Raw genomic sequence first — 22,295 nt, 5'->3', positions numbered from 1 at the left:
GCCCGCGGGCGTCAACCTGCGCCGACTCGGCGTGTCTCCTGGGACTCGGCGGACTCCTGGGTCAGGGCACGAACGGGACCAGCGCGACCGCGACGAACAGCAGGCTCAGGTACAGGTTCGAGAAGTGGAACAACCGCATCGGACGCAGCACCGCCAGCGCGTCGGACCCGCGCGAGCGCCGGAGCAGCAGGAGCGCCTCGCCCACGAAGGCGGCGCCGAGCACCAGCGCGATCACCGGGTACACGAATCCCGTGTGCGCGACCGGCCACAGCTCCACGGACGTCGCCACGGTGAGGACGGCGTACCCGACGACCTGCCGGGCGACCGCGCGCGCGGGCGCCACCACCGGCAGCATCGGCACCTGCGCCGCGGCATAGTCCTCGCGGTAGCGCAGTGCGAGCGCCCAGAAGTGCGGGGGCGTCCAGAAGAACACCACGACGAACAGCACCACCGGCGGCCAGGCCAGGCCGTCGCGCACCGCGGTCCAGGCGATGAGCGTGGGCACGCAGCCGGCGGCCCCGCCCCAGACGATGTTCTGGCTCGTGCGGGGCTTGAGCCAGATCGTGTAGCCCACGACGTAGAAGGCATTGGCCGCCAGGGCGAGCAGTGCCGACCACCAGTTGACCAGGACCGCGAGCACGGCGGTCGACACGACCCCGAGCGCGAGCCCGAACACCAGGGCCGAGCGTCGGGTCACGACGTCGCGCGCCAGCGGCCGCCGCCGGGTCCGCCTCATCCGCGCGTCGATGTCCGCGTCGACCACGCAGTTGAGGGCGTTGGCGCTGCCCGCCGACAGGGTGCCGCCGACCAGGGTCGCGACCACCAGCCCCAGGGGCGGCACCCCGTCGCTCGCCAGGAACATCACCGGCAGCGTCGTGAGGAGCAACAGCTCGATGATGCGCGGCTTGGTCAGCGCCACGTAGGCGCCGACCACCTCGTGCAGGCGACCTGCTCCGGACGTCCCGGCGGCCAGCGACAGCGTCATGAGGAGCCCCCCAACCGGCGGAGGACCCGCCGCAGCACGTCGGCGTCCACCGGCCCCACCACCCGCGCGGCGACGCGTCCCCGCTCGTCGAGGAAGAGCGTGCTCGGGACAGCGTTCTGCGGCAGCATTGCCAGGCTCGCCAGCAGGGTGCCGTCGGCGTCGGACAGGCTCGGGTACGCCGCGCCCCGGGAGGCAGCGAACGCCCGCGCGGCGCCGCGATCGTCGCGCTCGTCGATCCCGAGCACCCTCACCCGCGAGCTGGCCCGCGCGAGGACCGGCATCTCCCGCCGGCAGGGATCGCACCAGGAGGCCCAGACGTTCACCGCCACCGGACCGTGCCCGAGCAGGTCCGCGAGGTCGAGCTCGTCCCCGGTCAGCGTGGTGCCGCGCAGCTGCGGAGCCGCGGCCCGCTCGCCGGCCGGGAACACCTCCGCCCCCGCCCCGAGCGCCGAGTGCGACGCCGGCGTCTCGAGCCCGGCCGAGCAGGCGGTGCCCCCGGCGAGGGCTGCGGCGAGGGCTCCCGCGAGCACCGTCACGCGCACGAGCCGTCTCATGACGCTCCTCCGAGCAGCCAGTCGACCACCTCGGTCACCTGGTCCGGTGTCCAGGCGCCGGGGTCGGTGGCCGAGACGTTGCGATGGCCGAGCCGGTCCATGAAGCGGTAGATCCGGCCCGGAATCGCCGAGGCCGGCACGTTCCCGTAGCCGTCCATCTCGTAGCGGAAGCGCTGGTCCCCGTCGATGAAGATCAGCTCGTCCGTGTGCGCGATGTCGGTGGTCAGCGGGACGCCGGTGACCCAGTCCCGCGGAAAGGGACGCTCGATCGGGGTCCGGTGGCGCCAGACCCCGAGCGTGTCCCACAGGCCGTCGACGACCCGGCGCGATCCGGTGAGCAGGGTCCAGTTGGGCAGCGCGCCGAACTGCCGCTCGTAGGCCCGCAGATGACGCACGTCGTCCCGGCCCGGGTCGACGGTGAGGCTGAGGAACTGCACCCGGTCCCCGCGCAGCGAGGCCTCGAGCCGGCGCGCCGCCGTCACCATGCTGGCGGTGACGATGGGGCAGGACTCCTGGCAGAGGGTCATCACGTCGGTGAGCACCAGCACCTTGCCGCGGAAGGCGTCCAGCGTGGTCGGGCGACCGCGGCTGTCGGTCAGCGGCGCGGTGAGCACGCTCGCGGGCACCGGTGCGTCGAGCGAGGTGCCGGCGTCCGGCATCGCGCCTGCGGCGGCGGCCGGCGCACCCTCCTTCGCCGAGCAGGACGCCAGGCCGAGCACCAGGATCGCGGCCAGCAGCATCGTCAATGTGGGCGTTACGCGGAGCCTGGAAGCCGCGTAGCGTCGATGGACGTGAGCGAAGCGCTGCACCTGGCCCGGAGCTGGGAGCCCGCGCCCCTTCCGTGGCTGCTCGTGGTCCTCACGGCCGTGGCGTACGTCGTCGCCGCGCGCGGTGTCACCCGCCGGGTTCCGCAGCACCCCTGGCCGGCGCACCGGACCGCCTGCTTCCTGGCCGGCCTCGGCGCCGCCGCGCTCGCCGTGGTCGGTCCGCCCGGCGCCTGGGACGACGTCTTCTTCTTCGCCCACATGACCCAGCACCTGCTGCTGACCATGCTGGCTGCGCCACTGCTGGTCCTGGGGGACCCGGTGCTGCTGACGATGCGCGCCAGCCCCGGCCCCGTGCGCCGCGGCCGGTTGGTGCCGATCCTGCGCAGCGACGCGGTCCGGGTGCTGACCCATCCGGTCGTCGGTTGGTGCTGCTTCGTGGGGGTCATGGCGCTCAGCCACGTGCCCCGCGTGTACGACGTGTTCCTCGCCCACCCGGTGCTCCACGACTACGTCGAGCACCCGCTCTACCTGGCCGCCGGGCTCGTGTTCTTCCAGCCGCTCCTGTCCCCCACGATCGGCGGTCGCCTCGTGCCGCACTGGGTGCGGCTGGTCTCGCTGTTCACCGTCATGGTGCCGATGGCGATGACCGGCTTCTTCATCTTCGCGGCGCCACACCTGAGCTACCCGTTCTACGCCCACGTGGCACGCCCCTTCGGGCCCGGCCCGCTGGCGGACCAGCACCTCGGCGGGATCCTGATGTGGTCCACGTCGATGGTCCTGAGCGCCGCGTGGCTGGTGGTGGCCGGCAACGGCTGGCTCGCGGCCGAGGACCGACGTACGCGGCGCGCCGACACCGGCCACGCCGCGCTGGCCCGGGGTATGAGCCCGTGAGTGGCCCCCCGGGCACCTCGTCGAGGCTGCGGTCCAGGGCCGCGGTGCGCTACCACCTGGTGTTTCTGCCGGCGGTCTGTCTCTGTCTCGCGGCCGGCTGGTTCGAGCTGACCCGTGCCCGGCACGGCCACCAGATCGCCTGGGCCTACTGCGTGGAGTGGCCGATGTTCGCGGTCGTCTTCGGCGTCATGTGGTGGCACGTGGTGAGCGAGCGCGAGAGCCGCCGCCCGAGCCCTCCCCGGCCGCACACCGAGCGCGACATCCCCGCCGACGACCCCGGCCTGCAGGCCTGGCGCGACTACCTCGACGCGTTCGAGCATGACGACGACGGCACCGACCGTGCCCCGGGGTCGGGCTGATCCGGGGCGAGCGGGCAGCCGACGGTGCCGTTGGCGACGGTCACCGTCAACGCCCCGACGAGGGAGGCGACGCTCACCCAGGCGAACCAGATCCCGACGATCCGGACGTGCCAGTCGCGGGCCCCGCGCGTCACCCGCCGATGCACCCGGATCACGATCCCCAGGCCCAGGAACACCGTGGCCAGCAGGTGGAAGACGTTGGCGGCGGCGAGCACCCACACGGCCGAGGAGTAGGCGTTGTCGCTGACGTGGAACGGGAACCGGAGCATCTGCACGACGCTCAGGACCAGTGCGACCGCCATGCCGACCAGCGCGGCGACGCCACCGTTGAGGAAGTGCCGCCGTCCGGGCTCGTGCGCCTCGAGACCTGCGCGGTAGGCCAGGTACGACGCGATCATCACGACCGTCACCACCCACGGCCACCACAGCGACGCCACCCCGGTCCCGCCCGGGTGGAACGAGGCCTGGGTGTCGACTCCCCGCAGGTACAGGAACGCGAAGGACAGCGCGACGACGAACGAGGCGTCCGCGACGATCAGCAGCAGCGCGCCGGTGCGCCACCGCTCCCCGAAGTCCTCCGGCTCCTCGGGGGCGAAGGCTTCCTTGTTGACCAGGGACTCGGTGCTCACGTCCTCGCCTCCTCGCCAGTACCGCCGCCCTGCCCGGGGCCCTGCCCGGGGCCGGCGCCGGCCGCGACCGGCGCCGGCGCGCGGGCGGGGGCGTCGCGGACCGGCTCGCCGTACCCGTAGGCGTCCTCGGTGACCACCGGGAGCACCGCGAAGTTCTCCAGCGGGATCGGGTTGGGCACGGTCCACTCGAGGGTCTTGGCCCCCCAGGGGTTCATCGAGGCGGGCTTGCCGTGCCGCCAGGAGGCGACCACGTCGTACAGCAGGACCAGCATGCCGACGCCGATGAAGTAGGCGCCGATCGTCGAGATCAGGTTGCCCGTGTGGAGCGACGCGCCGTAGTGGACCACCCGCCGCGGCTGGCCCTCCAGGCCGACCATGAACATCCCCAGGAACGTGACGTTGAAGCCGATCTGCACCAGCCAGAAGGACACCAGGCCGGGGGTGTCACCGAGCATCCGGCCGGTCATCTTCGGGAACCAGTAGGCCAGGGCACCGATGGCGCCCGTCAGCCCCGCCCCCATCAGCGTGTAGTGGAAGTGCGCCGTCACGAACATCGAGCCGTGCAGCTGGTAGTCCAGCGGCACGTCCGAGAGGTAGATGCCCGTGATCCCGCCGATGATGAAGTTCCAGAGCATCGCGTAGGTGCACATCATCGGGAACGTGGCCCAGATGCGACCGCGCCACAGGGTGCCCAGGATCACCAGGAACAGACCACCGGTCGGGATGGAGATCAGCTCCGTGGTCAGCATGAACGGGCCGTTGAGGTCCGGGGCCCAGCCCGAGGCGAACATGTGGTGGGCCCACACGGTGACGCTCAGACCGACGATGGCGATGATGGACAGCACCGCGATCCGGAAGCTGTACAAGGGCTTCCGGGCGAAGACCGCCGTCAGCTCCATCAACGCCGTGACCGCCGGGATGAGGATCACGTAGACCTCGGGGTGGCCCATCAGCCAGAAGAGGTTCTGGTAGAGCCAGGGCTGGCCGCCGAGGCTGGGGATGTAGAACCCGCCGCCCATCAACCGGTCCACCAGGAGCAGGATCTCGGCGGCCATGAACATCGGGAACGCCGGGAGCGCCAGCACGACGCTGGCCAGCACGCCGTACACGAAGATGGGGGTGCGGGTCCAGGTCATGCCCCGGGCCCGCATCGTGAGGATGGTCGTGGTGATGTTCGCGCCCGCCACGGCCGTGGAGACCGCGAAGATCAAGATCGCGACCATGTAGGAGTCCACGCCGGCCGGCCCCTGGTCCGCGATCGGCGTGTAGCCCACCCACCCCATCGGGATGCCGCCGAGGAACGCGGCCGAGTACAGCACCGGCAGCATCGCGAAGAGCAGCCACAGGCTGAGCGCGTTCAGGCGGGGGAACGCCATGTCCCGGGCGCCGATCATCAGCGGCACCACGAAGTTCCCGAACGGCCCGGTCACCATGATGATCGTGGCCAGGATCATCGTCAGCCCGTGCAGCCCGACCAGCGAGTTGTAGGTCTGGGGCCCGAGGAAGCCCGAGTTCGGCGAGATCAGGTCGGTGCGGATCAGCATGGCCATCGTGCCGCCGGCCCCGAGCATCACCATGGTCAGCACGAGGTACTGGATGCCGACGACCTTGTGGTCGGTGGTGAAGCGGAAGTAGCGGCCCTCGCCCTGGTCCTTGCCGGCGAGGAACAGCTCGTCGGCATGGGTCAGGTCGCGGCCGAGCAGCCAGCGCACCGGCCCGGTGAACGCGCCCAGCCCCGCCATGAACCCGACCGCCCAGCCGACCATGGTCGCGGTCGCCCGCACGTCGACCTCGTGCACGGCGTCGCCCGCGAGCCAGTCGGCGAGCAGGTTGGCGGCCAGCGCGAGCACCACGCCGCCGAGGATCCCGGTCCCGACGTTGAGACGACGCATGATCCCGCCGTCGGGGCCGCCGGTGACCGGGTCGGTCTGGTAGGTGTCGGCGACGGTCATGAGCTGCCCCCTCGGGTCGCGGCCCACGTGGCGAAGTCGTCGGACGAGACGACATGGGCATCGGTCTCCATGTCGGCGTGGAGCAGGCCGCAGAGCTCCGCGCACTTCACCTGGTAGACCCCGATCCGGTCCGGCGTGGTCCGGGTCGTGGTGGTCATCCCCGGGTTGGCGTCGACCTTGATGCCCATCGACGGCACCCAGAAGGAGTGGATCACGTCGTCGCTGGTCACCTTGAACACCACCGGGCGGTCGACGGGCAGGTAGAGCTGGTCGGTCTCGAAGCCGCCGTTCTCGGGGTAGGTGAAGGTCCACACCCACTGCTGGCCGGTCACGTCGATCTCCATCGGCGTGGCCGCACTGGCGCTGGCGGGTGAGTCGACGCTGCTGAGCGCGGCGAGGCCCCAGATCAGCAGGAACAGGCACAGCGCGGACGAGACGAACATCCACAGGCCGGTCGACCAGCCGTGACCGCGCAGCGGCGGCCCGTCGGGGTCGCCGGCCGACCAGGGACCCCTGCGGCGCCAGCGCCACAGGCTGTAGCCCGCGAGCGCCCAGACCAGGGCCGCCACCGGCGCGGAGGCGACGGAGAACACCACGAACGTGCGCTCGACCTCGGTCATGGTGTCGGAGGCGGCGACGCCCATCAGGTGGCGGGGCACGATCAGCGCGAAGACCACGCCCAGGATCGTGAAGACGGCCCACAGCAGGGCGATGACGCGGACGTCGCGGTGGTTCCACCAGCGCGGTCGCTTCTGGATCTCTTCGGTGCTTGACACGCGGCGCCCTCCCTTGCGACCCGTCTCGCACGAACTGCGTGGATGAGGCTCAGGTCACGGTCAAGGTCCCCGACATGTAGCCACGGGTGGACATCGGTCCGCCGAACTTGGCGTAGGTGCCGTCCCCGCACGGGAACTCGCAGTTCCACACGTACTTCCCGGGGCCCTTCGTGCGGAACGAGAACGTCACCTCGATCGGCTTCGGGTAGTCGCTGCCGGCTGCCGGTGGCGCCTCGTCCGGCACCGCGGGCAGGGGCACGCTCACGAAGAGCGGGTCCTGGGCGGTCGGGGCGGCGTGGATCGTGAAGGTGTGGCCGACGGCCTCGGGATCCACCCCGGTCACGGTCTTGCCGTCGACGGTCTCGCTCCCGCCGACGGTGCCGTGCACCCGGGCGAACCAGGGATTGGTGATGGCCTCCCCGCCGTCGTACTGGCTGATCGTGACGGTCACCAGCGAGTGCCGCGGCACGTTCAGGGTCGTCGTCGGCCCGTAGCTGACCCAGTCCGGCTCGGCGCCGCCGTCCTTGCCGTGCTCACCGGCCATGCTGTCCGGGTAGGTGGCCAGGTGCAGGTAGACGTGGTGGCTGTCCGCGGCCCCCTGGTGCGGGACCGCGACGGCCGCGGGCGACGGCTGCTGGTGCAGCAGCCAGCCGATCAGCGCCACGAACGCGGCACCGAGCAGAATCGTCAGCGCAGGACCGAGCAAGCGTCTCATGGTGACCCACCCTCGGGACCTCGGCACGAGGTCCCCACTGCTCGGTCTAGGGCGCACCTGCCCCGACTGTCAACGCAATTGCGAGCCGCTCCCCAATTTCGGTCGCCCGGACGCGACCTCACGTGCGGCGCGCGCCGGCGGGTGGATCGTCCAGCGCCCGAGACGGACCGACAGCCAGCCGATGAACAGCCCGGCGATGTCGTCGACCGCGAAGTGCCAGCCCAGGTAAATGGTGGCCACGATCGTGCCGATCAGGAAGACCGTCATGGCCCGGGTGGACCGGCGCATCCCGTAGTAGCGGAACATCAGCAGGATCGTGGTCGTGACGCCCACGTGCAGGCTGGCGAACGCCGAGATCTGCGCGAACGCGTCCGGGGCGTGCGGGTGCGCCAGCAGGTCGTTGCGCTGCGCGAGGTACCTCGCCTGGGTGTCCTGGATCATCATGTGGGGCAGGCCGCTGAAGTCGCGCGGCGCCGCGTTGAACGGCCCGAGCGTCGGGATCGCGTAGTACGACGCGGTGCCGAGGATCCAGATCCACAGCCCCGACGCGACCCCGACGTACGCCTCCCGCATCCGCGGGGCGAAGACCAGGGCCGCCGGGATCGCCAGCTGCTCGAGCGTGGGGAACGACTCGTACCAGACCATCAGCACCCAGGCCGCCGCGTGCTGCCCGAGCAGGTCGTGGAGGAGGACGGCCGGGCTGTGGCCCAGGAAGAGCCAGTGGTCCACGGATTCGAGCATCTGGTCGTGGGGCGCGATGAAGACGTCCCAGCTCTTCAGGTTGTGGTAGCAGAAGTAGACGAGGTGGTACGCGAGCACGGCGAGACCGGCCAGGAGGAGCCGTCGGCGCGTCCACCGCTCGCGCACGGCCGTCACCAGCGCGGTCGCGCTCCAGCCGCGACGGGGCACCCGGGTGGCGGCCTCGATGAGGACGAACGCGGTGAAGGCCACCAGCGTGTAGGCGATCTTCGACCGCAGGATGTGCCCGTGCGGGTCCTTCAGCGGGATGCCGACGGCGGAGGACCGGACCAGCGTGATGACCCCGAACACGACCATGACCGCCCAGACCCGGAGCACCCAGGAGGGCAGCGCCTCGCGGTGGGTGGCCTCGGTGTCGGGGTCCGGCTGCGTGCGCGTCGCGGTGTCCGGGTGCAGGTCGGGCATGCGGTGGTCGTCTCCGTTCGGGCGGGTGAGGTGCCCGTCGATTCTGCCGAGCCGCCATGAAGGCTGGGTGAAGCCCCCCGAGTCGGCGCAGGTTGACCGCTCCGGGTGTCAACGAGCGCCGACTCGGCGGGCTCCGGGTGTCAACGAGCGCCGACTCGGCGGGGGCCCGGTGTCAACGAGCGCCGACTCGGCGGGCTCAGGCGTCGGTGAGGGCGTGGATCGCCGACAGGTGGGTCTCGGGGTGCTTCGTGATGACCAGCAGCGCGTCCATGTGCGGCTCGAGCCCGGTGACCTTGTCCAGCGGGACCCCGATGACGAGCTGGAAGCCGAGCCCCTTCCAGGCCCGTACGGCACGGCCCGCGAACTCCGAGTCGGCCTTGACGAAGCCCTCGTCCAGGAACACCGGGGCGAAGCGGGGCCGGGAGCGCATCTCGTCGCCGAGCCGGAACCGCAGCGCCGAGCCCACGATGAACGCGACCAGCTCCTGGGACTCCCCGCCACTCTTCTCGCCGAGGGTGCGGTAGGTCGCCTTCAGCTCGCCGGTGAGCCGGTCGTAGCGCTCGGCACTGATCTCGACGTGCCGGCGCACGTCGAGCAGCCGGTCGCGGTCGGAGCCGCGCTCACCGTCGTACCCGTGCTCAGGGCGCCGCAGCTGCTCCATGAACCGCCGCAGCTGGGCGAAGCGGGCCTCCATCTGCTCCTCGGTGAGGTCGCGACCGGTGCCCCTCGAGAGCTCGCGCAGCTCACGGACGAACACCTGCACGTGGGCGGGCGCCAGACGCCGCAGCCGGATCCGCAGCCGGTCCTTCGCGGCACCGAACTCCAGCCGGCGCAGGATCGCGTTGATCGGCTCGAGCCGGTCCTCGATCTCCTCGACCGACGCCGACATCGCGCCGGCCAGCGGCACCAGGTCCTGGCCGCTCCACTCGGTGAGCCGGCGGCGCCACTCGCTGCGGCGCTGGGCCAGGCCGGTGGCCTCGATCTCGGCGAGGATCCGCGCGTAGTCGGCCACGGAGTCCGAGGTGGTGCCGAGGTTCGGGTCCTCCCACTGGAACTGGTAGCTGCGGAAGATGTTGCCCAGCTCCCGGTCCACCTGCTCCACCTCGACCTGGGCGCCGGCGACCGCCTCGTTGAGCCGGACCTGCAGACGGCCCGCGTTCTCGTGGAAGCGGCCGAGGTCCTCGGGGTCGTCCGGAGCGGCCGCGACCGCGAACTCCTCGTCGAGCCGGGCGGCCTGCTCCTCGGTGAGCACGACCCGGACCGTGCCGATCCGCTCCAGCTCGTCGTTGACCTGGTCCTCGGCCTCGACCAGCTCGCCGTGCTCGGCGTCCAGCCGGCGCCGCTCCTCGTCGAGCTGGTAGCGCTGGCGGCGGGCGGTCTCGAGGGCGGCCTCGAGCCCCGCGATCTGCTGCTCGATCGTCTCGAGCCGGTCGTCGGCGGAGAGGAGGTCCTCGCGCCGCCGCTCCAGCTCGGCGATCCGGGTGTCGCAGCTGACCACGTCGAGGTCGTCGAAGCCCTGGCTGCGCACCGCGTCGTACGCCGTCCGCCGCTGCTCCAGCACCCGGGTCGCGGCCTCGACCTCGGCCAGCCGCCGGTCGAGCCCGGTCAGCGCCTCCTCGATCCCGGCGAGCTCCTGGTCGAGCTCGGCGAGCGCGTCGGCGTTGCTGAAGCCGATGATGTTGCGCTGCTCGCCGCGGCCGTGCGAGCCCCGCCGGCCCGACCGGGTCTGGCCCGCCGCGGTGACCCGGTAGCCGCCGTCGCCGAGCTCGTCGGCGGACTCCACGCACAGCGCGTTGCGGGCCGGCTCGGCGACGTGCCGCTGCACCCAGCCCCGGAACGGCGAGTCGCGGAACAGCAGCTTGCCGGCCACCCGGTCCGGGTCGGTCGTCGTCGGCCCGTCCAGCTCCAGCTCGGCGCCCTCGAAGGTCAGCCGGCCCCGCAGCCGCAGCGAGTCGATCGCCGCCGAGAAGTGCTCGAGCCGGTCGGCCGGCACCAGCAGCAGCCGCGCCGACCCGGCGAGCACGGTCTCGATCGCGAGCCGCCACCGGGACTCGGCCGGGGCGACGTCGATCAGCTCGGCGACGAACGGCAGCTCCTCCAGCGACAGCCCGCTCGCCCGCGCCACCTCGGCGCGCAGCGCGTGCAGCCGCTCGGGCACCCGGCCGGCGCGGCCCTCGAGCGAGCCCCGCTCGGCCTCCAGCTCCTTGCGCCGCGCGAGCAGCGGGTAGCGCTCGCCCATCACCTGATCGCGGCGGGCGACCAGGTCGGCCGCCTCCTGCGCGTGGGCCGCGAGCCAGGCCTCGGCCCGCGCCCGCAGGGCGGCGAACTCCTCGCGCGACGCCAGCGCCTCCTCGGCCCCGCCGTCGGCGAGCGGGGCGAGCCGCTCCAGCAACGAGTCGCGGCGGGCGGCCCGCTCCTCGCGCAGCACCCGCTCCCGCTCGGCGTCGACGCCGAGCCGCTCGAGGCTGGCACCGCCGGCGGCCCGGTGCTCCTGCTTGGCGGCCTCGAGGTCGGCGGCCAGCGCGGTCTCGGCGCGGGCGCTCGCCTGCAGCTCGTCGGCCACCCGCAGCCGGCCCCGTCGGTTGGTGTCGACCGCGGCGCCCAGCAGCCGGGCATGGGTGCGCAGCAGCCAGAGCCGCACCGGCGTGTCACCCGTCGAGGTCACCCCGAAGGCGTCGAGCTCGCGGGTCCGGGCCTGCGCCACCGTCTTGCGCTGCTGCAGCCCGGTGATCGGCGCCAGCAGGTCGAGCTTCTGCTCCTCGGTGCGCATCGCGGTGTACGCCGACTCGAGGTCGTCGAAGTGCTCGATCGCACGGTCGGCGGCCGCGAACGTCGCCGGCCGCTCGAGCACCATCTCCTTGTAGAGCTCGTCGACGCTGCGCACCTGGTTGCCGGCCTGGATCCGGGCCAGCAGCCGCAGCGCCTTGGCGCCGTCACCGTTGGCGCCGATGCCGAGCCGGGCGTGCAGGACGGCCGCGAACTCGGCGTACGTGCGGTGCACGCGGAGGCCCGGGTAGAGCTTCTTGAGGGTGTTGGCGTGGAACCGGTCGGGTACGGCGGCCTCGAGTCCGGCGAGGTCCACCAGCGCGTCCAGGGTGGCCAGCTGCATCTGCACGTCGCCCGAGCGGGTGGCCCGGCGCGGCACGTAGTAGGTGCGCAGCACGGTGAAGCGGCGCTGCTGGTCGTTGACGAAGGTCATCGCGACCGCGCCCCAGGTGTCGACGTTGCGCCCGCGCAGCAGCCGCTCGACCGGTCGCCCGGTGCGGGGGTCGTCGACCACGTCGACCGCGCCGCGCAGGTAGGACAGCAGGTTGCGCTGGCCGACGCCCCGGGCCCGGCCGGCGACCGCGTCGTTGGAGGCCCCGTTGAACTTGGTGTCCGAGGGCATCATCAGCGCCGTGTAGGCGTCGAGCACGGTGCTCTTGCCGACCCCGGACGCGCCGGACATCATCGTCGCGTCGCCGTGCAGGTCCACGCGCGCGCTCCCGGAGAACCCACCCCAGTTGACCAGCTGCAGCAGCTCGGCCCGCCACTGCAGGGTGTCGTCGGCCGGCGTCGTCACGCTGCCGTGGTCGAACAGGCCCTCCCCCGGCGCGGCGTCGCCGTCCGGGTCCGGGGCGGTCTCCGCGCCGTCGGACGGCCCGGACGGCCCGAACGGCCCGGTCTCGAGGTCGGTGCTCACGGCTGCTCCTCCGGGTCGTTCTCGTGCGGCTCGACCTCGCCCTCGAAGCCGGCGAAGAGTGGGTCCTCGGCCGCCTGGGCGGCGGGGTCGTTGGTGCGCCGCAGCCCGTCGAGCAGCTCGCGCAGCAGCTCCAGCGGCAGCAGCGACTCGATCGCCTCGGAGACCTCGAACCGGTCGTCGGTCGGCGACCCGATGAGCAGGCCGGCCTTGTTGATGCTGCTCACGGCGTTGCGGGCCCGTTTCTCGTCCCCGGCGACGTCGGTGGCGTGCGTGGGACGGAAGCCGGCCACGTGGCGGACCACGTCCTCCCGGTCGACGTGGACGCGCTGCTCGCCCGCGGCCGTCGCCGCGCGGAACCGGTCGCGCAGGTGCACCAGCACGATCGTCTCCTCCCGGCTCCACGCGGTGTCGTGCAGCAGCGTGGGGAACCGCGGTCCGGTCTCAGGGGTCGCCTGCCGCTTCCAGGCGACCTCGCGGACCGGGTCGACCTGCAGCTCGAGGAACAGGTCGTTGAGGCGTGAGCGGAGCACCCGCTCGTTGGCGACCAGCGCCTGCCAGTCGCGGGGGTGGGTGCGCGCGCTGATGAAGCGCTGCTTGAGCAGGGCGACCAAGGCCCGGCGCTCGGCGAGCTCCAGGCTGCCCTCGTCGCCCTCGAACAGCGAGACCGAGGCGGTGGCCTCGCGGGTGGGGTCGTCGTCGTCGAGCGCGGTGAACTCCCCCGCGACCGGCTCCCCCTGGATCGGCTCGGTCTCGGTCAGGTCGGTGCTCATCGGGTCTCCTCCGGCGCGAGCTCGGGGTCGGACGGGTCCGGGACGGGCGGGTCCGGCAGGGCGAACCGGGGCACCGCGAAGCTCCGCGCGGAGCCGTCGGCGCGCACCGCGCGGTAGTGCTCCAGCGCCGGCTCCGCGGTCAGGTCGTGGTCGGCGGCGAGGTGCAGCAGGCCGAGGATCTCCACGGGCCGCCGCAGGGACGAGTCGAGGCTGTCGAACAGCTCGCCCAGCGAGCTGGCCGCGTCGGGCGAGCGCAGCGCGGCGTCCAGCCGCTCCCGCAGCGCCGGGAGGGACGGGCCGCCCTGCGCCAGGAGCTCGGCGTACGACGGGCTCTCGGACTCCGCCCGGGGAGTGTCGGCGAGCCGGGCCGGCCCGAGGTCGTCGGCAGGGTCGTGGAACCGCTCGCGCAGGTGGTCGACGTCGACGCGCGCCGGCAGCAGCGGCAGGCCGATCGTGGAGCGCGGGCCGGAGGCGGCCATCCAGGTGGTCAGCTCCGACTCGATCTGGCGCAGCGTCTGCTCGAGCTCGCGGTCGCGGGCCCCGTCGTGGGAGACGATGTACTCCTTGAGCGTCGAGGTCACCCGGGACCGCTGGGAGAGCACCCGGTCCAGGCCGTCGCGCACCAGCCGTACGGTGCCGCGCAGCTCGGCGCGGTCGGCGTCGGCGAGGATCGCCTCGGCGAGCGGGTGGTCGAGCAGCGCGTTCATGTCCTCGCGCAGCTGGGCGACCATCGCGTCGTCGCGGAGCAGCGCGAACGCACCCTCGAACGCGCGCCCCTCCGGGGTGGCCGTCATCAGCGCGTCGGCGCGGGCGAGGTAGTCGTCGATGACCTCGCCCGCGGGACGGTCCTCGGCACGGAAGGACGCCAGGATCTCCGAGCGGATCTCGGCGAACCGCTCCTCCACCCGCGCGAAGTCGCTGGGCAGCGCCGAGATCAGCGACTGCAGCTCGGTGAAGCCCTCGAGCATGTAGTCCTCGCTCAGCAGCGCGAGCTCCTCGCCGTCGACCAACCGGTCCCGCTCGGCCGTGAGCCGGCCGATCTCGGCGTTGAGGATCGCCACCCGGGTGCCGCGGTCGGGGTTGGCCTCGCCGTTGAACCGGCGGACCGTGGTCAGGATCGTCGCGATCCGGTGCTCGCTGAGCGTCGCCCGGTCCCGGGAGAGCGTCTTGACCAGCTCGAGGGCCTGCTGCGCGTGCGAGGTGAGCGTGTAGACCTCCTGGCCGCGCTCGTCGAGCGCCCGCACCAGCCACTGACCGCGCATCCAGCGCTGGCACAGCTCGCGTCCGGTGCCGGAGGGCAGCTCCTTCTCCCCCGCCAGCCGGAGCTCGGCCAGGTGGTCGTCGACGACCGCGTGCAGCCGCGCGGTGGGGATCGGCCGGTTGTCGCGACCGAACGCGGACCGGAAGACCGCGATCACCACCGGCGCCTGACGCTGGTGCAGCAGCGTCAGCGTGGGCTGCTCGAACGCGCCGCGCACGCGCGCGAGCTCGCCCGCCACGTCGCTCATCGCTTCCCTCCCACCACGCCGGCCGCCCTCCGGGCACAGCGGCCAGACAGCATGCCACCGACCGCCCGGCCCGCTCGCGGCCGGGTGGTCGCTGGGGCGGGCGAGGCTGCGGGAATCCCCGGCCAGCCGGGGATTCCCTCGGTTGGGGGCCGTTGCAACGCCCCCCAACCGAGAGAACACCCTGACAACCCCCAGCGGATCGACAGGGCAAACCGAATCCGGCTCGGGCCCGACCGCCGCGGCGAGGGGCGGGGTCAGGGCGAGGTCAGGGCGTCAGGGTGGCAGGGCCGGGCTCGTGGCCGGGGAGCACGGCGGTGCGCAGGGCCGGCGGCACCGCGAACAGGGTGTACCCCTCCCCCTGGTGCAGCACCGGCAGCCGGCGCAGCACCGAGCGGGTCCGCGGGCTCAACCGGTCGGCCCCGGGCCGGGCGACCACCGTCGTGCCGCCTGAGAGGAGGTAGCGGCGCAGGGCCCGCTGCCAGACCCCGTTGTGCGCGCGCGGCACGTGGTGGCCGTCGCGCTGGATGCTCGCGGAGTCGTAGGTGATCCCGCTGACGTCGACCGGCACCGGGCAGTCCCGCGACAGGTTGCGTCCGAGCCGGTCGAGCAGCACCAGCATCCCCGGGGAGTCCGAGGTCACGCACCGGCTGGTGGCGGTGAGCGCCTGCAGCTCTCCGCCCGGCAGGGGTACGCCGGGGGCCGCCCGCGCGTCGACGAGCACCAGCGGCAGCAGGCCGACGCCGAGCACCGCCAGCGCACCCGCCCGGGCGGTCGGCGCGACCGCGGGGCGGGCGAGGCGGAGCCACCCCAGGGCGTCGCCGACGGTCGCGACCGCCGCCGCGACCACGAGCGCGAGCGCGGGGACGACGTACGCGGCGTAGAAGGAGAAGAACGGCGGTCCGGCGAGCAGCACCGCCAGCTGGAGGCCGAGCAGGCCGACCGCCCACCGCCCCAGCGGTCGTCGCCCGACCAGCGCCAGCGCCACCAGCAGCAGCATGACGACCTCGGTCAGCGCGGTCGTCGCGGACGACGAGGTGCCGCCCAGCACCTCGGCCAGCCGCTCGGTCACGGGCACCGGTGCGCGGGTGCGGCCCAGCTGGTCGAGGACCACCATCCGGGTCATCGGTCCGGGCGCCGCCAGCCAGAACGGGAGGTAGAGCGCGAGCGCGGTCCCGACGGCCGCCAGCCCCACCCGCCGCGCGGCGACCGGCCCGAGGCTCCGGCGGCACCACCACCAGATCACCGCCACCGGCACCACCGCCCAGATCTTCACTGCCAGCGCGAACCCGAGCGCGCCCCCGGCGACCAGGTGCCCTGGCCGGGACCTCGCGCCGAGCGGGCCGGCCAGCAGCGCCAGCGCCAGCAGCACCCCCAGGCTCAGCAGCGGCTCGAGCCGGGTGGTCGTCTCGGTCTGCGCGGCCGCGGGCCACAGCGCGTAGAAGAACCCCGCCGCCCCCGCCGCGACCAGCCCGAACCGGCGCGCGGCGACCACGACCAGCCCGGCGTTGAGCGCGCCGAGCAGCATCCAGGCCAGCCGGGCGACCTCGAAGCCGAGCAGGTCGCTGGTCAGCCGTCCGAAGGCCGCGAACGGGGTGAGCGCGACGACGATGCCCGGCGGGTGCAGCAGCAGGAAGTCGCGGTACGGCAGCCGTCCCCAGACCAGGGACCCCGCGGCGGAGTAGTAGACCCCGTCGTCGTAGGACAGCATCCCGCCCAGCCCCGCGCCGCGCAGCACCATGAGCAGCCGGACCACGACGGCGGTGGTCGCGACGACCAGCGACAACAGCAACCACCACCGTGCACCCGCTCCCACCTCTTCAGTGGACGCATCGGACCGGGCGTGGTCTCAGGGTCCAAGGTCACGCCGCGGGTCCCCCGGGCGGTTCTCACAGCCGGCACACAGGCGGGCTTCATGGTCCGCCAAGTCCGTCCCGCGAATGTCTACCTCAGACACAGACCCTGGGAGAGACCATGAACGACACGACGTCCGGCCCGGCGCCGGTGCTGCCTCCGGAGGCGCCGCGCGATCCGGCTCGCGGTGTCGGCAGGGGCCACGGTACGTCGTTGCGCAGCTGGCTCGCCGGCGGCGCCGCCGCGCTGGTGGTGGCGGGACTCGGTGGCCTCTGGGTGAGGCCGCGACCCCCGAGGGTGACGGCCTCCCGGCGTACGTCCACCAGGACGGGCAGCGCGACTTCTCGCCCCAGGTCCGGCAGGACCCGACCCAGCAGCAAGGCCCGCAGGAGGGTCAGGACCAGCAGCAGGCGCCGGGCGTCGGCGAGGGCAGCGACACGTGACGGCGGTGGTGTCGGGCACCACCGCGTCCCGGGCCCGGCCGGTCCCCACCGGCCTGCGGGCCCGGCGCGACGCGACCGTCCGGCTCGCCGCCGGCAGCCTGCTGTGGCTGGCGCTGCTGCTGGTGACCTACTGGTGGGTCGCCGGCGGCGGGGTGCAGGGCCTGGGCGGCCGGGCCGACCGCCTCACGTCCGTGGGCCGGATCACCGGCCTGGTGGCGTCGGTGCTGCTGCTCGCGCAGGTCCTGCTGATGGCGCGGGTCCCGGTGCTGGAGTCCGCGTTCGGCCAGGACCGGCTGGCCGCGATCCACCGGGTGGTCGGCTTCACCTCGTTCAACCTGATGCTCGCCCACCTGGTCGCCATCACCTGGGGGTACGCCGGCGGCCGACTGGCCGGGACCCCTGCGACCGCGTGGGACCTGACCATCAACTACCCCGGCATGCTGCTCGCGGTCGCCGGCACCGGCTGCCTGGTGATGGTGGTGGCCACCAGCGTCCGGCTCGCGCGCCGGCGGCTGCGCTACGAGTCCTGGCACCTGCTCCACCTCTACGCCTACCTCGGCGTCGGGCTGGCCCTGCCGCACCAGCTCTGGACCGGCAAGGAGCTGATGTCCTCCCCCGCCCGGTCGCTCTTCTGGTGGTCGGCGTGGGGGGCCACCGCGGCCGCCGTGCTCGTGTGGCGGGTGGCGCTGCCCGGCTGGCGCAACCTGCGGCACCGGCTGCGGGTGGCGTCGGTGGTCGCCGAGGGGCCGGGCGTCGCCTCGGTCTACCTCACCGGGCACCGCCTCGACCGGCTGCCCGTGGAGGCCGGCCAGTTCCTCGGCTTCCGCTTCCTGGGCCGCCCCGGCTGGACCCGCGCCAACCCGTACTCCCTCTCCGCGGCCCCGGACGGACGCAGCCTGCGCATCACCGTGCAGGCGGTCGGCGACGGCAGCGCGGCGAGCTTCCGCCTGCGGCCGGGCACCCGGGTCCTCTTCGAGGGGCCGTACGGCCGGCTCGGCGCCCGCGCCCGCACCCGGCACAAGGTCGCGCTGATCGGTGCCGGCGTCGGCATCACCCCGCTGCGCGCCCTGGCCGAGGGGCTGGCCTACCGGCCCGGCGAGGCCGTGCTGCTCAAGCGCTACACCACCGAGGCGCTCTTCTTCGACGAGCTCGAGCACCTGGCCCGCGAGCGCGGGCTGCGGGTGCTGTACCTGCCCGGCCACCGCCGCGGGCCCCACTCGTGGCTGCCGCACGGCGTCGGCGAGGTCTCCGACCTCGACGCGCTGCGCTACTGGGTCCCCGACATCCACGAGCGCGACGCGTTCGTGTGCGGCCCGGCGGCCTGGACCGAGCTGGTCCGCCGGGACCTGCTCGCGGCCGGCCTCTCCCCCGACCAGATCCATCTCGAGACCTTTGCGTGGTGACCCCTTGAAGCGAATCGTCCTGTGGTTCCTGTCCACCGCCTCCCTCGTGGTGCTGCTCTTCGGCTATCACACCTCCACCTCCTCCACGCTGGCCACCGGCGCGTCGACGTCGATCGTGACGGGCGGCAGCGGCTCGACCGGTACGACGAGCTCGGGCGGCGCGGGCGGCACGGGCGGCGGCTCCGGCGGCGGCGCGGGCGGCACGGGCGGCGGCTCCGGCGGCGGCTCGGGCGGCGGCTCGGGGTCGGGCGGCTCCGGCTCCGGCTCCGCGACCAGGGCACCCTCCACGACCCCCACCACGACCAAGGCCACCGGCGGCGTGGCGATGACCGCCTGGGGCCCGGTCCAGGTGCAGCTCACGCTGCGGGGCGGCACGATCACCCGGGTCGGCGTCCTGCAGCACCCGACCGGCAACCCGCGATCCGACGAGATCAACGCCTACGCCCTGCCGATCCTCATCCAGGAGACCACCGAGGCCCAGAGCGCCGACATCGACATGGTCAGCGGCGCGACCTACACCAGCACCGGCTACCTGCAGTCGCTGCAGAGCGCGCTCGACCAGGTGGGCGCGTGACCGAGGTGACCGGCTCCCGGCCCCTGGTGCGCCGGGTCGAGCACGTGATGGGGATACCGGTCAGCCTCGCGGTGCGCGGTCGGTCGGCCGACGACCCCGCGCTGGCCGACGCCTGGCAGCAGGCGGTCGCGACGCTGCATGACGTGGACCGCGTGTTCAGCACCTACCGGCCCGCGTCGTACGTCTCCCGGCTCGGCCGCGGCGAGATCGGCGTGGAGGAGTGCCCGCCCGAGGTGGCGGAGGTGCTCGCCCTCGCCGAGCGCACCCGGGTGGAGTCCGGCGGCGCCTTCGACGTACGCCGTCGTGACGCCGAGGGGCGCCCGGTGCTCGACACCGACGGCGTCGTCAAGGGCTGGGCGGTGGAGCAGGCGGCCCGGGCGCTCGAGACGCTGGCCGGCGACTTCTGCCTGTCCGCCGGGGGTGACCTGGTCTGCCGGGTCGCCGACCCGGCGCGGCCGCCGTGGCGGATCGGCGTGGAGGACCCCGCCGACCCCAGGCGGCTGGTCGCCCGGATCCCGGTCCGCAACGGCGGCGTGGCGACCTCGGGGTTCACCCACCGGGGCACGCACATCGTCGATGCGCGCACCGGGCTGGTGCCGGTCGGTGTCGCGTCGGTGACCGTGGTCACCGCCTCGCTCACCGACGCCGACCTCGACGCGACCGCGGCGTTCGCGCTCGGCCCGGAGGCCACCGGCTGGCTCAGCTCCCGGCCGGGCCGCACCGGGCTCGTGGTGGGCACCGACGGCAGCCGGACCGTGGTCGGTCAGGCGGACGGCCAGACCGGCCCCATCTCGTAGGCCGGTCTCGTAGGCCTGGCTCGGCGCAGCTCGGCGCAGCTCATGGTGCTCGCGGGGCGTCCGGCCGAACCCGGGTCCGGGCGAACCTGGGTCCGGGCCACCTGCGCCGGCGCTTCGCGGTCGATCCGACCTGCCAGGCGGGTCCGACCGCAGACCGCTCAGTGCGTCGCGGCCGCCGGCGGCACGACGCAGCTCGCCGTCACGGGCGCCCCCTCGCAACACGGGCGGATGTGCCCGCACCGGTCGCAGCGCGAGTGCGAGGTCTCCCACCGCATCGTCGCGCCGCAGTTGTCGCACTGCATGTCGGGAGTCGCCACGGGTCTTGCCCCTTCGGGTCGGGTGCGGCCCAGCCTAGGAGCCGTGGGCCGGCCCCGGGGCGCAGAAACGCCGCCGGAGTCCTCACGCCCCCGACGACACCTCCCCACGCGCCGGTGCGGCAGGGTTGACCGCATGCAGTCCCCTGCCTACTTCTTCCGGCTCGACGGCAGCCGCTTCCGGGCGACCCCGCACACCAGCGGCGCCTGGTCGGAGACCGAGCAGCACATCGCGCCGATGACCGGCCTGTTGGTGCACGAGATCGAACGCGCCGTCGGCGACGACGGCCTGGTGCTCGGCCGGCTCACCCTCGACATCCTCGGCGTGGTGGAGGTCGACGAGTTCGAGGTGGCCGTCGAGCTGATCCGGCCCGGCCGCACGATCGCGCTGGTCGAGGCGCGGGCCACCCGGGCGGGGCGCACCGTGGCGATCGCGCGGGCGTGGCGGCTGGTCCCCGGGGACACCACGGCCGTCACCGGAGGCGAGCCGGTCGCGACACCCTCGCCGGCACAGGTGCCGCCGTGGGACATGACCTCGGTGTGGCCCGGCGGCTACATCGCCTCCCTGGAGGTACGACGCGAGCCGGACGCCGAGCCGGGCCGGGCGCTGGCCTGGGTGCGCAGCCCGGTCGAGCTCGTGGCCGGGGAGCCGGTCAGCGACCTGGCCCGCTGGGTCGGGCTGATCGACACCGCCAACGGGCTCTCGGTGCGGGAGTCGCCGCAGAAGTGGCTGTTCCCCAACGTCGACCTGACCCTGCACCTGCACCGCCAGCCGGTCGGGCGCTGGGTCGGCTTCGACGCCGCGGTCGTCTTCGGAGCGCAGGGCCTGGGGCTCACCGAGACGGTCCTCCACGACGAGACCGGCCCGGTGGGCCGGCTGGCGCAGCTGCTCACCGTGCGCGCCCGGACGGACGGGCCCGGGTGACCGGCCGGCCGGCCGGGACGGGCCGCGAGGACGAGGCGATCCTGGCCGCCGAGGGGCGCCGCCTGCTCGGGTTCGCCGCAGGCTCGGTGCTCGAACCGGCCGGGTTCGGCTGGCTCGACGAGCGCGGCACGCCGGTCCCGGGATCGCCGCTCCCGACCTGGATCGCGGCCCGGATGACCTACGTGTTCACGCTCGGCGCCCAGCTCGGGGTGCCCGGTGCCCGGGAGACGGCGGAGCACGGGGTGCGGTCGCTGCTGACGGCGTACCGCGACCCGGTGCACGACGGCTGGTTCGAGTCGCTGCGGCCCGACGCCGCTGCCGCGGCGGATGCCCGCAAGACCGCCTACACCCATGCCTTCGTGGCGCTCGCGGCCGGCTCCGCCACGGCGGCCGGCGTGCCCGGCGGACGCGACCTCCTCGACGGCGTCGCCGGCGTGCTGCGCACCCGCTTCCTGGACGCGCGAGGCCGGGTGGTCGAGGAGTACGACGAGGCGTTCACGGCGAGCGAGTCCTACCGGGGCGCGAACGCCAGCATGCACATGGTGGAGGCGCTGCTCGTGCTGGGCGACGTCGAGCCGGACGCCGAGTGGCACCGGCTCGCGCTCGGCCTCGCCGAGCACCTGGTGCACGGGGTCGCCCGGGCGCACGGCTACCTGCTGCCCGAGCACTTCTCGGCGCAGTGGCAGCCGCTTCCCGACTACAACGCCGATCACCGCGACGACCCGTTCCGGCCCTACGGCTGCACCCCCGGCCACCTCCTGGAGTGGTCACGGCTGCTGGTGCAGCTCGAGGCGTCGGTCGCCGGGGCGCCGGGCTGGCTGCTCGAGGACGCGCGGGCGCTGTTCGACACCGCCGTGCGGGTGGGCTGGCAGGTCGACGGGCGGCCGGGGTTCGTCTACACCGTCGACTGGGAGGGCCGCCCGGTGGTCCGCACCCGGATGCACTGGGTGGTCGCCGAGGCGATCGCTGCGGCGGCCGCGCTGCACCGGCGCACCGGCGAGCCCGGCTTCGGGCGCTGGTACGACGAGTGGTGGCGGTTCGCCCGGGAGCACCTGGTCGACCTCGAGCACGGCAGCTGGCACCACGAGCTCGACCCGGCCAACCGGCCCGCGGCCACGGTGTGGCGGGGCAAGCCGGACGTCTACCACGCCTTCCAGGCCACCCTGCTCCCCCGCCTGCCGGCGGCGCCGGCGGCCGCGGCCGCGTTGGGACCGCTCCCGGACTGACCCCGCCCGG

General features: G+C 73.8%; 19 protein-coding genes. 7 read left to right on the top strand and 12 right to left on the bottom strand.

Features of this window, described 5'->3' with window-relative positions; translation table 11 throughout:
* Positions 1-61: 61 nt before the first annotated feature.
* From BJZ21_RS06135 to BJZ21_RS06125, 3 genes are read right to left on the bottom strand one after another with little or no spacing between them, the layout of a single operon-like run.
* Complete coding sequence (locus BJZ21_RS06135) at positions 62-985, bottom strand: heme o synthase (protein ID WP_179662940.1); 924 nt, start codon at positions 983-985, stop codon at positions 62-64.
* Positions 982-1,539: a TlpA family protein disulfide reductase gene (locus BJZ21_RS06130; RefSeq protein ID WP_179662939.1), complete on the bottom strand. Its 558-nt coding sequence runs from the start codon at positions 1,537-1,539 to the stop codon at positions 982-984. The genes BJZ21_RS06135 and BJZ21_RS06130 overlap by 4 nt, the downstream gene beginning before the upstream one ends.
* Positions 1,536-2,279, bottom strand: a complete 744-nt coding sequence (locus BJZ21_RS06125) for an SCO family protein (protein WP_179662938.1) — start codon at positions 2,277-2,279, stop codon at positions 1,536-1,538. The genes BJZ21_RS06130 and BJZ21_RS06125 overlap by 4 nt, the downstream gene beginning before the upstream one ends.
* Positions 2,280-2,330: 51 nt before the next feature.
* Here BJZ21_RS06125 and BJZ21_RS06120 point away from each other — a divergent pair, with 51 nt between their 5' ends.
* A complete protein-coding gene (locus tag BJZ21_RS06120; protein WP_179662937.1) occupies positions 2,331-3,197 on the top strand; it encodes a cytochrome c oxidase assembly protein in 867 nt (288 codons plus the stop codon).
* A complete protein-coding gene (locus tag BJZ21_RS06115) occupies positions 3,194-3,556 on the top strand; it encodes a hypothetical protein (protein ID WP_179662936.1) in 363 nt (120 codons plus the stop codon). The genes BJZ21_RS06120 and BJZ21_RS06115 overlap by 4 nt, the downstream gene beginning before the upstream one ends.
* Here the strand turns inward: BJZ21_RS06115 and BJZ21_RS06110 are convergent.
* The 9 genes from BJZ21_RS06110 to BJZ21_RS06070 all read right to left on the bottom strand — a co-directional run bounded on the left by BJZ21_RS06110 (position 3,496) and on the right by BJZ21_RS06070 (position 16,565).
* Entirely contained in the window at positions 3,496-4,185 is a 690-nt protein-coding gene (locus BJZ21_RS06110; RefSeq protein ID WP_179662935.1) for a hypothetical protein, read from the bottom strand. The two genes, BJZ21_RS06115 and BJZ21_RS06110, sit on opposite strands and share 61 nt — an antisense overlap.
* Positions 4,182-6,137: a cytochrome c oxidase subunit I gene (locus tag BJZ21_RS06105; protein ID WP_179662934.1), complete on the bottom strand. Its 1,956-nt coding sequence runs from the start codon at positions 6,135-6,137 to the stop codon at positions 4,182-4,184. The genes BJZ21_RS06110 and BJZ21_RS06105 overlap by 4 nt, the downstream gene beginning before the upstream one ends.
* Positions 6,134-6,913: a cytochrome c oxidase subunit II gene (coxB, locus tag BJZ21_RS06100; RefSeq protein WP_179662933.1), complete on the bottom strand. Its 780-nt coding sequence runs from the start codon at positions 6,911-6,913 to the stop codon at positions 6,134-6,136. Before coxB ends, BJZ21_RS06105 begins: the two co-directional genes overlap by 4 nt.
* 49 nt (positions 6,914-6,962) lie before the next feature.
* A complete protein-coding gene (locus BJZ21_RS06095; RefSeq protein WP_179662932.1) occupies positions 6,963-7,628 on the bottom strand; it encodes a hypothetical protein in 666 nt (221 codons plus the stop codon).
* A gap of 69 nt (positions 7,629-7,697) precedes the next feature.
* A complete protein-coding gene (locus BJZ21_RS06090) occupies positions 7,698-8,792 on the bottom strand; it encodes a phosphatase PAP2 family protein (protein ID WP_179662931.1) in 1,095 nt (364 codons plus the stop codon).
* 196 nt (positions 8,793-8,988) lie between these two features.
* Complete coding sequence (locus BJZ21_RS06085) at positions 8,989-12,474, bottom strand: SbcC/MukB-like Walker B domain-containing protein (RefSeq protein ID WP_179662930.1); 3,486 nt, start codon at positions 12,472-12,474, stop codon at positions 8,989-8,991.
* Positions 12,471-13,244, bottom strand: coding sequence for a DUF4194 domain-containing protein (locus tag BJZ21_RS06080; RefSeq protein WP_179662929.1), 774 nt, complete (start codon positions 13,242-13,244; stop codon positions 12,471-12,473). The genes BJZ21_RS06085 and BJZ21_RS06080 overlap by 4 nt, the downstream gene beginning before the upstream one ends.
* A complete protein-coding gene (locus BJZ21_RS06075; RefSeq protein ID WP_179662928.1) occupies positions 13,241-14,752 on the bottom strand; it encodes a DUF3375 domain-containing protein in 1,512 nt (503 codons plus the stop codon). Before BJZ21_RS06075 ends, BJZ21_RS06080 begins: the two co-directional genes overlap by 4 nt.
* Before the next feature lie 265 nt (positions 14,753-15,017).
* The gene (locus BJZ21_RS06070) at positions 15,018-16,565 is read right to left on the bottom strand and encodes a hypothetical protein (RefSeq protein ID WP_179662927.1); all 1,548 of its coding nucleotides are present in this window, start codon (positions 16,563-16,565) and stop codon (positions 15,018-15,020) included.
* A 477-nt stretch (positions 16,566-17,042) separates the two neighbouring features.
* Here BJZ21_RS06070 and BJZ21_RS06065 point away from each other — a divergent pair, with 477 nt between their 5' ends.
* From BJZ21_RS06065 to BJZ21_RS06045, 5 genes are all read left to right on the top strand, one after another.
* Positions 17,043-18,449 carry a ferredoxin reductase family protein gene (locus BJZ21_RS06065; protein ID WP_343051983.1) on the top strand — a complete coding sequence of 469 codons (1,407 nt, stop codon included), beginning with the start codon at positions 17,043-17,045 and terminating at the stop codon, positions 18,447-18,449.
* A 4-nt stretch (positions 18,450-18,453) separates the two neighbouring features.
* Complete coding sequence (locus tag BJZ21_RS06060; RefSeq protein WP_179662926.1) at positions 18,454-19,023, top strand: FMN-binding protein; 570 nt, start codon at positions 18,454-18,456, stop codon at positions 19,021-19,023.
* Positions 19,020-19,820 carry an FAD:protein FMN transferase gene (locus tag BJZ21_RS06055; RefSeq protein WP_343051982.1) on the top strand — a complete coding sequence of 267 codons (801 nt, stop codon included), beginning with the start codon at positions 19,020-19,022 and terminating at the stop codon, positions 19,818-19,820. The genes BJZ21_RS06060 and BJZ21_RS06055 overlap by 4 nt, the downstream gene beginning before the upstream one ends.
* Before the next feature lie 450 nt (positions 19,821-20,270).
* Positions 20,271-21,059, top strand: a complete 789-nt coding sequence (locus tag BJZ21_RS06050; RefSeq protein WP_179662925.1) for a thioesterase family protein — start codon at positions 20,271-20,273, stop codon at positions 21,057-21,059.
* Positions 21,056-22,285, top strand: coding sequence for an AGE family epimerase/isomerase (locus tag BJZ21_RS06045; RefSeq protein ID WP_179662924.1), 1,230 nt, complete (start codon positions 21,056-21,058; stop codon positions 22,283-22,285). Before BJZ21_RS06050 ends, BJZ21_RS06045 begins: the two co-directional genes overlap by 4 nt.
* Positions 22,286-22,295 lie beyond the last annotated feature (10 nt).

The organism is Nocardioides panaciterrulae, assembly GCF_013409645.1.
GTDB classification, from domain to species: domain Bacteria; phylum Actinomycetota; class Actinomycetes; order Propionibacteriales; family Nocardioidaceae; genus Nocardioides; species Nocardioides panaciterrulae.
The sequence above is the reverse complement of the archived record's forward strand: the minus strand, read 5'-3'. Positions and strand labels throughout refer to the sequence as shown.

Bases quoted from the DNA above. Each gene is read 5' to 3' on its own strand.
- BJZ21_RS06135 (WP_179662940.1), bottom strand. From the start codon at position 985: ATGACGCTGTCGCTGGCCGCCGGGACGTCCGGAGCAGGTCGCCTGCAC.
- BJZ21_RS06130 (WP_179662939.1), bottom strand. From the start codon at position 1,539: ATGAGACGGCTCGTGCGCGTGACGGTGCTCGCGGGAGCCCTCGCCGCA.
- BJZ21_RS06125 (WP_179662938.1), bottom strand. From the start codon at position 2,279: ATGCTGCTGGCCGCGATCCTGGTGCTCGGCCTGGCGTCCTGCTCGGCG.
- BJZ21_RS06105 (WP_179662934.1), bottom strand. From the start codon at position 6,137: ATGACCGTCGCCGACACCTACCAGACCGACCCGGTCACCGGCGGCCCC.
- BJZ21_RS06095 (WP_179662932.1), bottom strand. From the start codon at position 7,628: ATGAGACGCTTGCTCGGTCCTGCGCTGACGATTCTGCTCGGTGCCGCG.
- BJZ21_RS06090 (WP_179662931.1), bottom strand. From the start codon at position 8,792: ATGCCCGACCTGCACCCGGACACCGCGACGCGCACGCAGCCGGACCCC.
- BJZ21_RS06080 (WP_179662929.1), bottom strand. From the start codon at position 13,244: ATGAGCACCGACCTGACCGAGACCGAGCCGATCCAGGGGGAGCCGGTC.
- BJZ21_RS06075 (WP_179662928.1), bottom strand. From the start codon at position 14,752: ATGAGCGACGTGGCGGGCGAGCTCGCGCGCGTGCGCGGCGCGTTCGAG.
- BJZ21_RS06050 (WP_179662925.1), top strand. From the start codon at position 20,271: ATGCAGTCCCCTGCCTACTTCTTCCGGCTCGACGGCAGCCGCTTCCGG.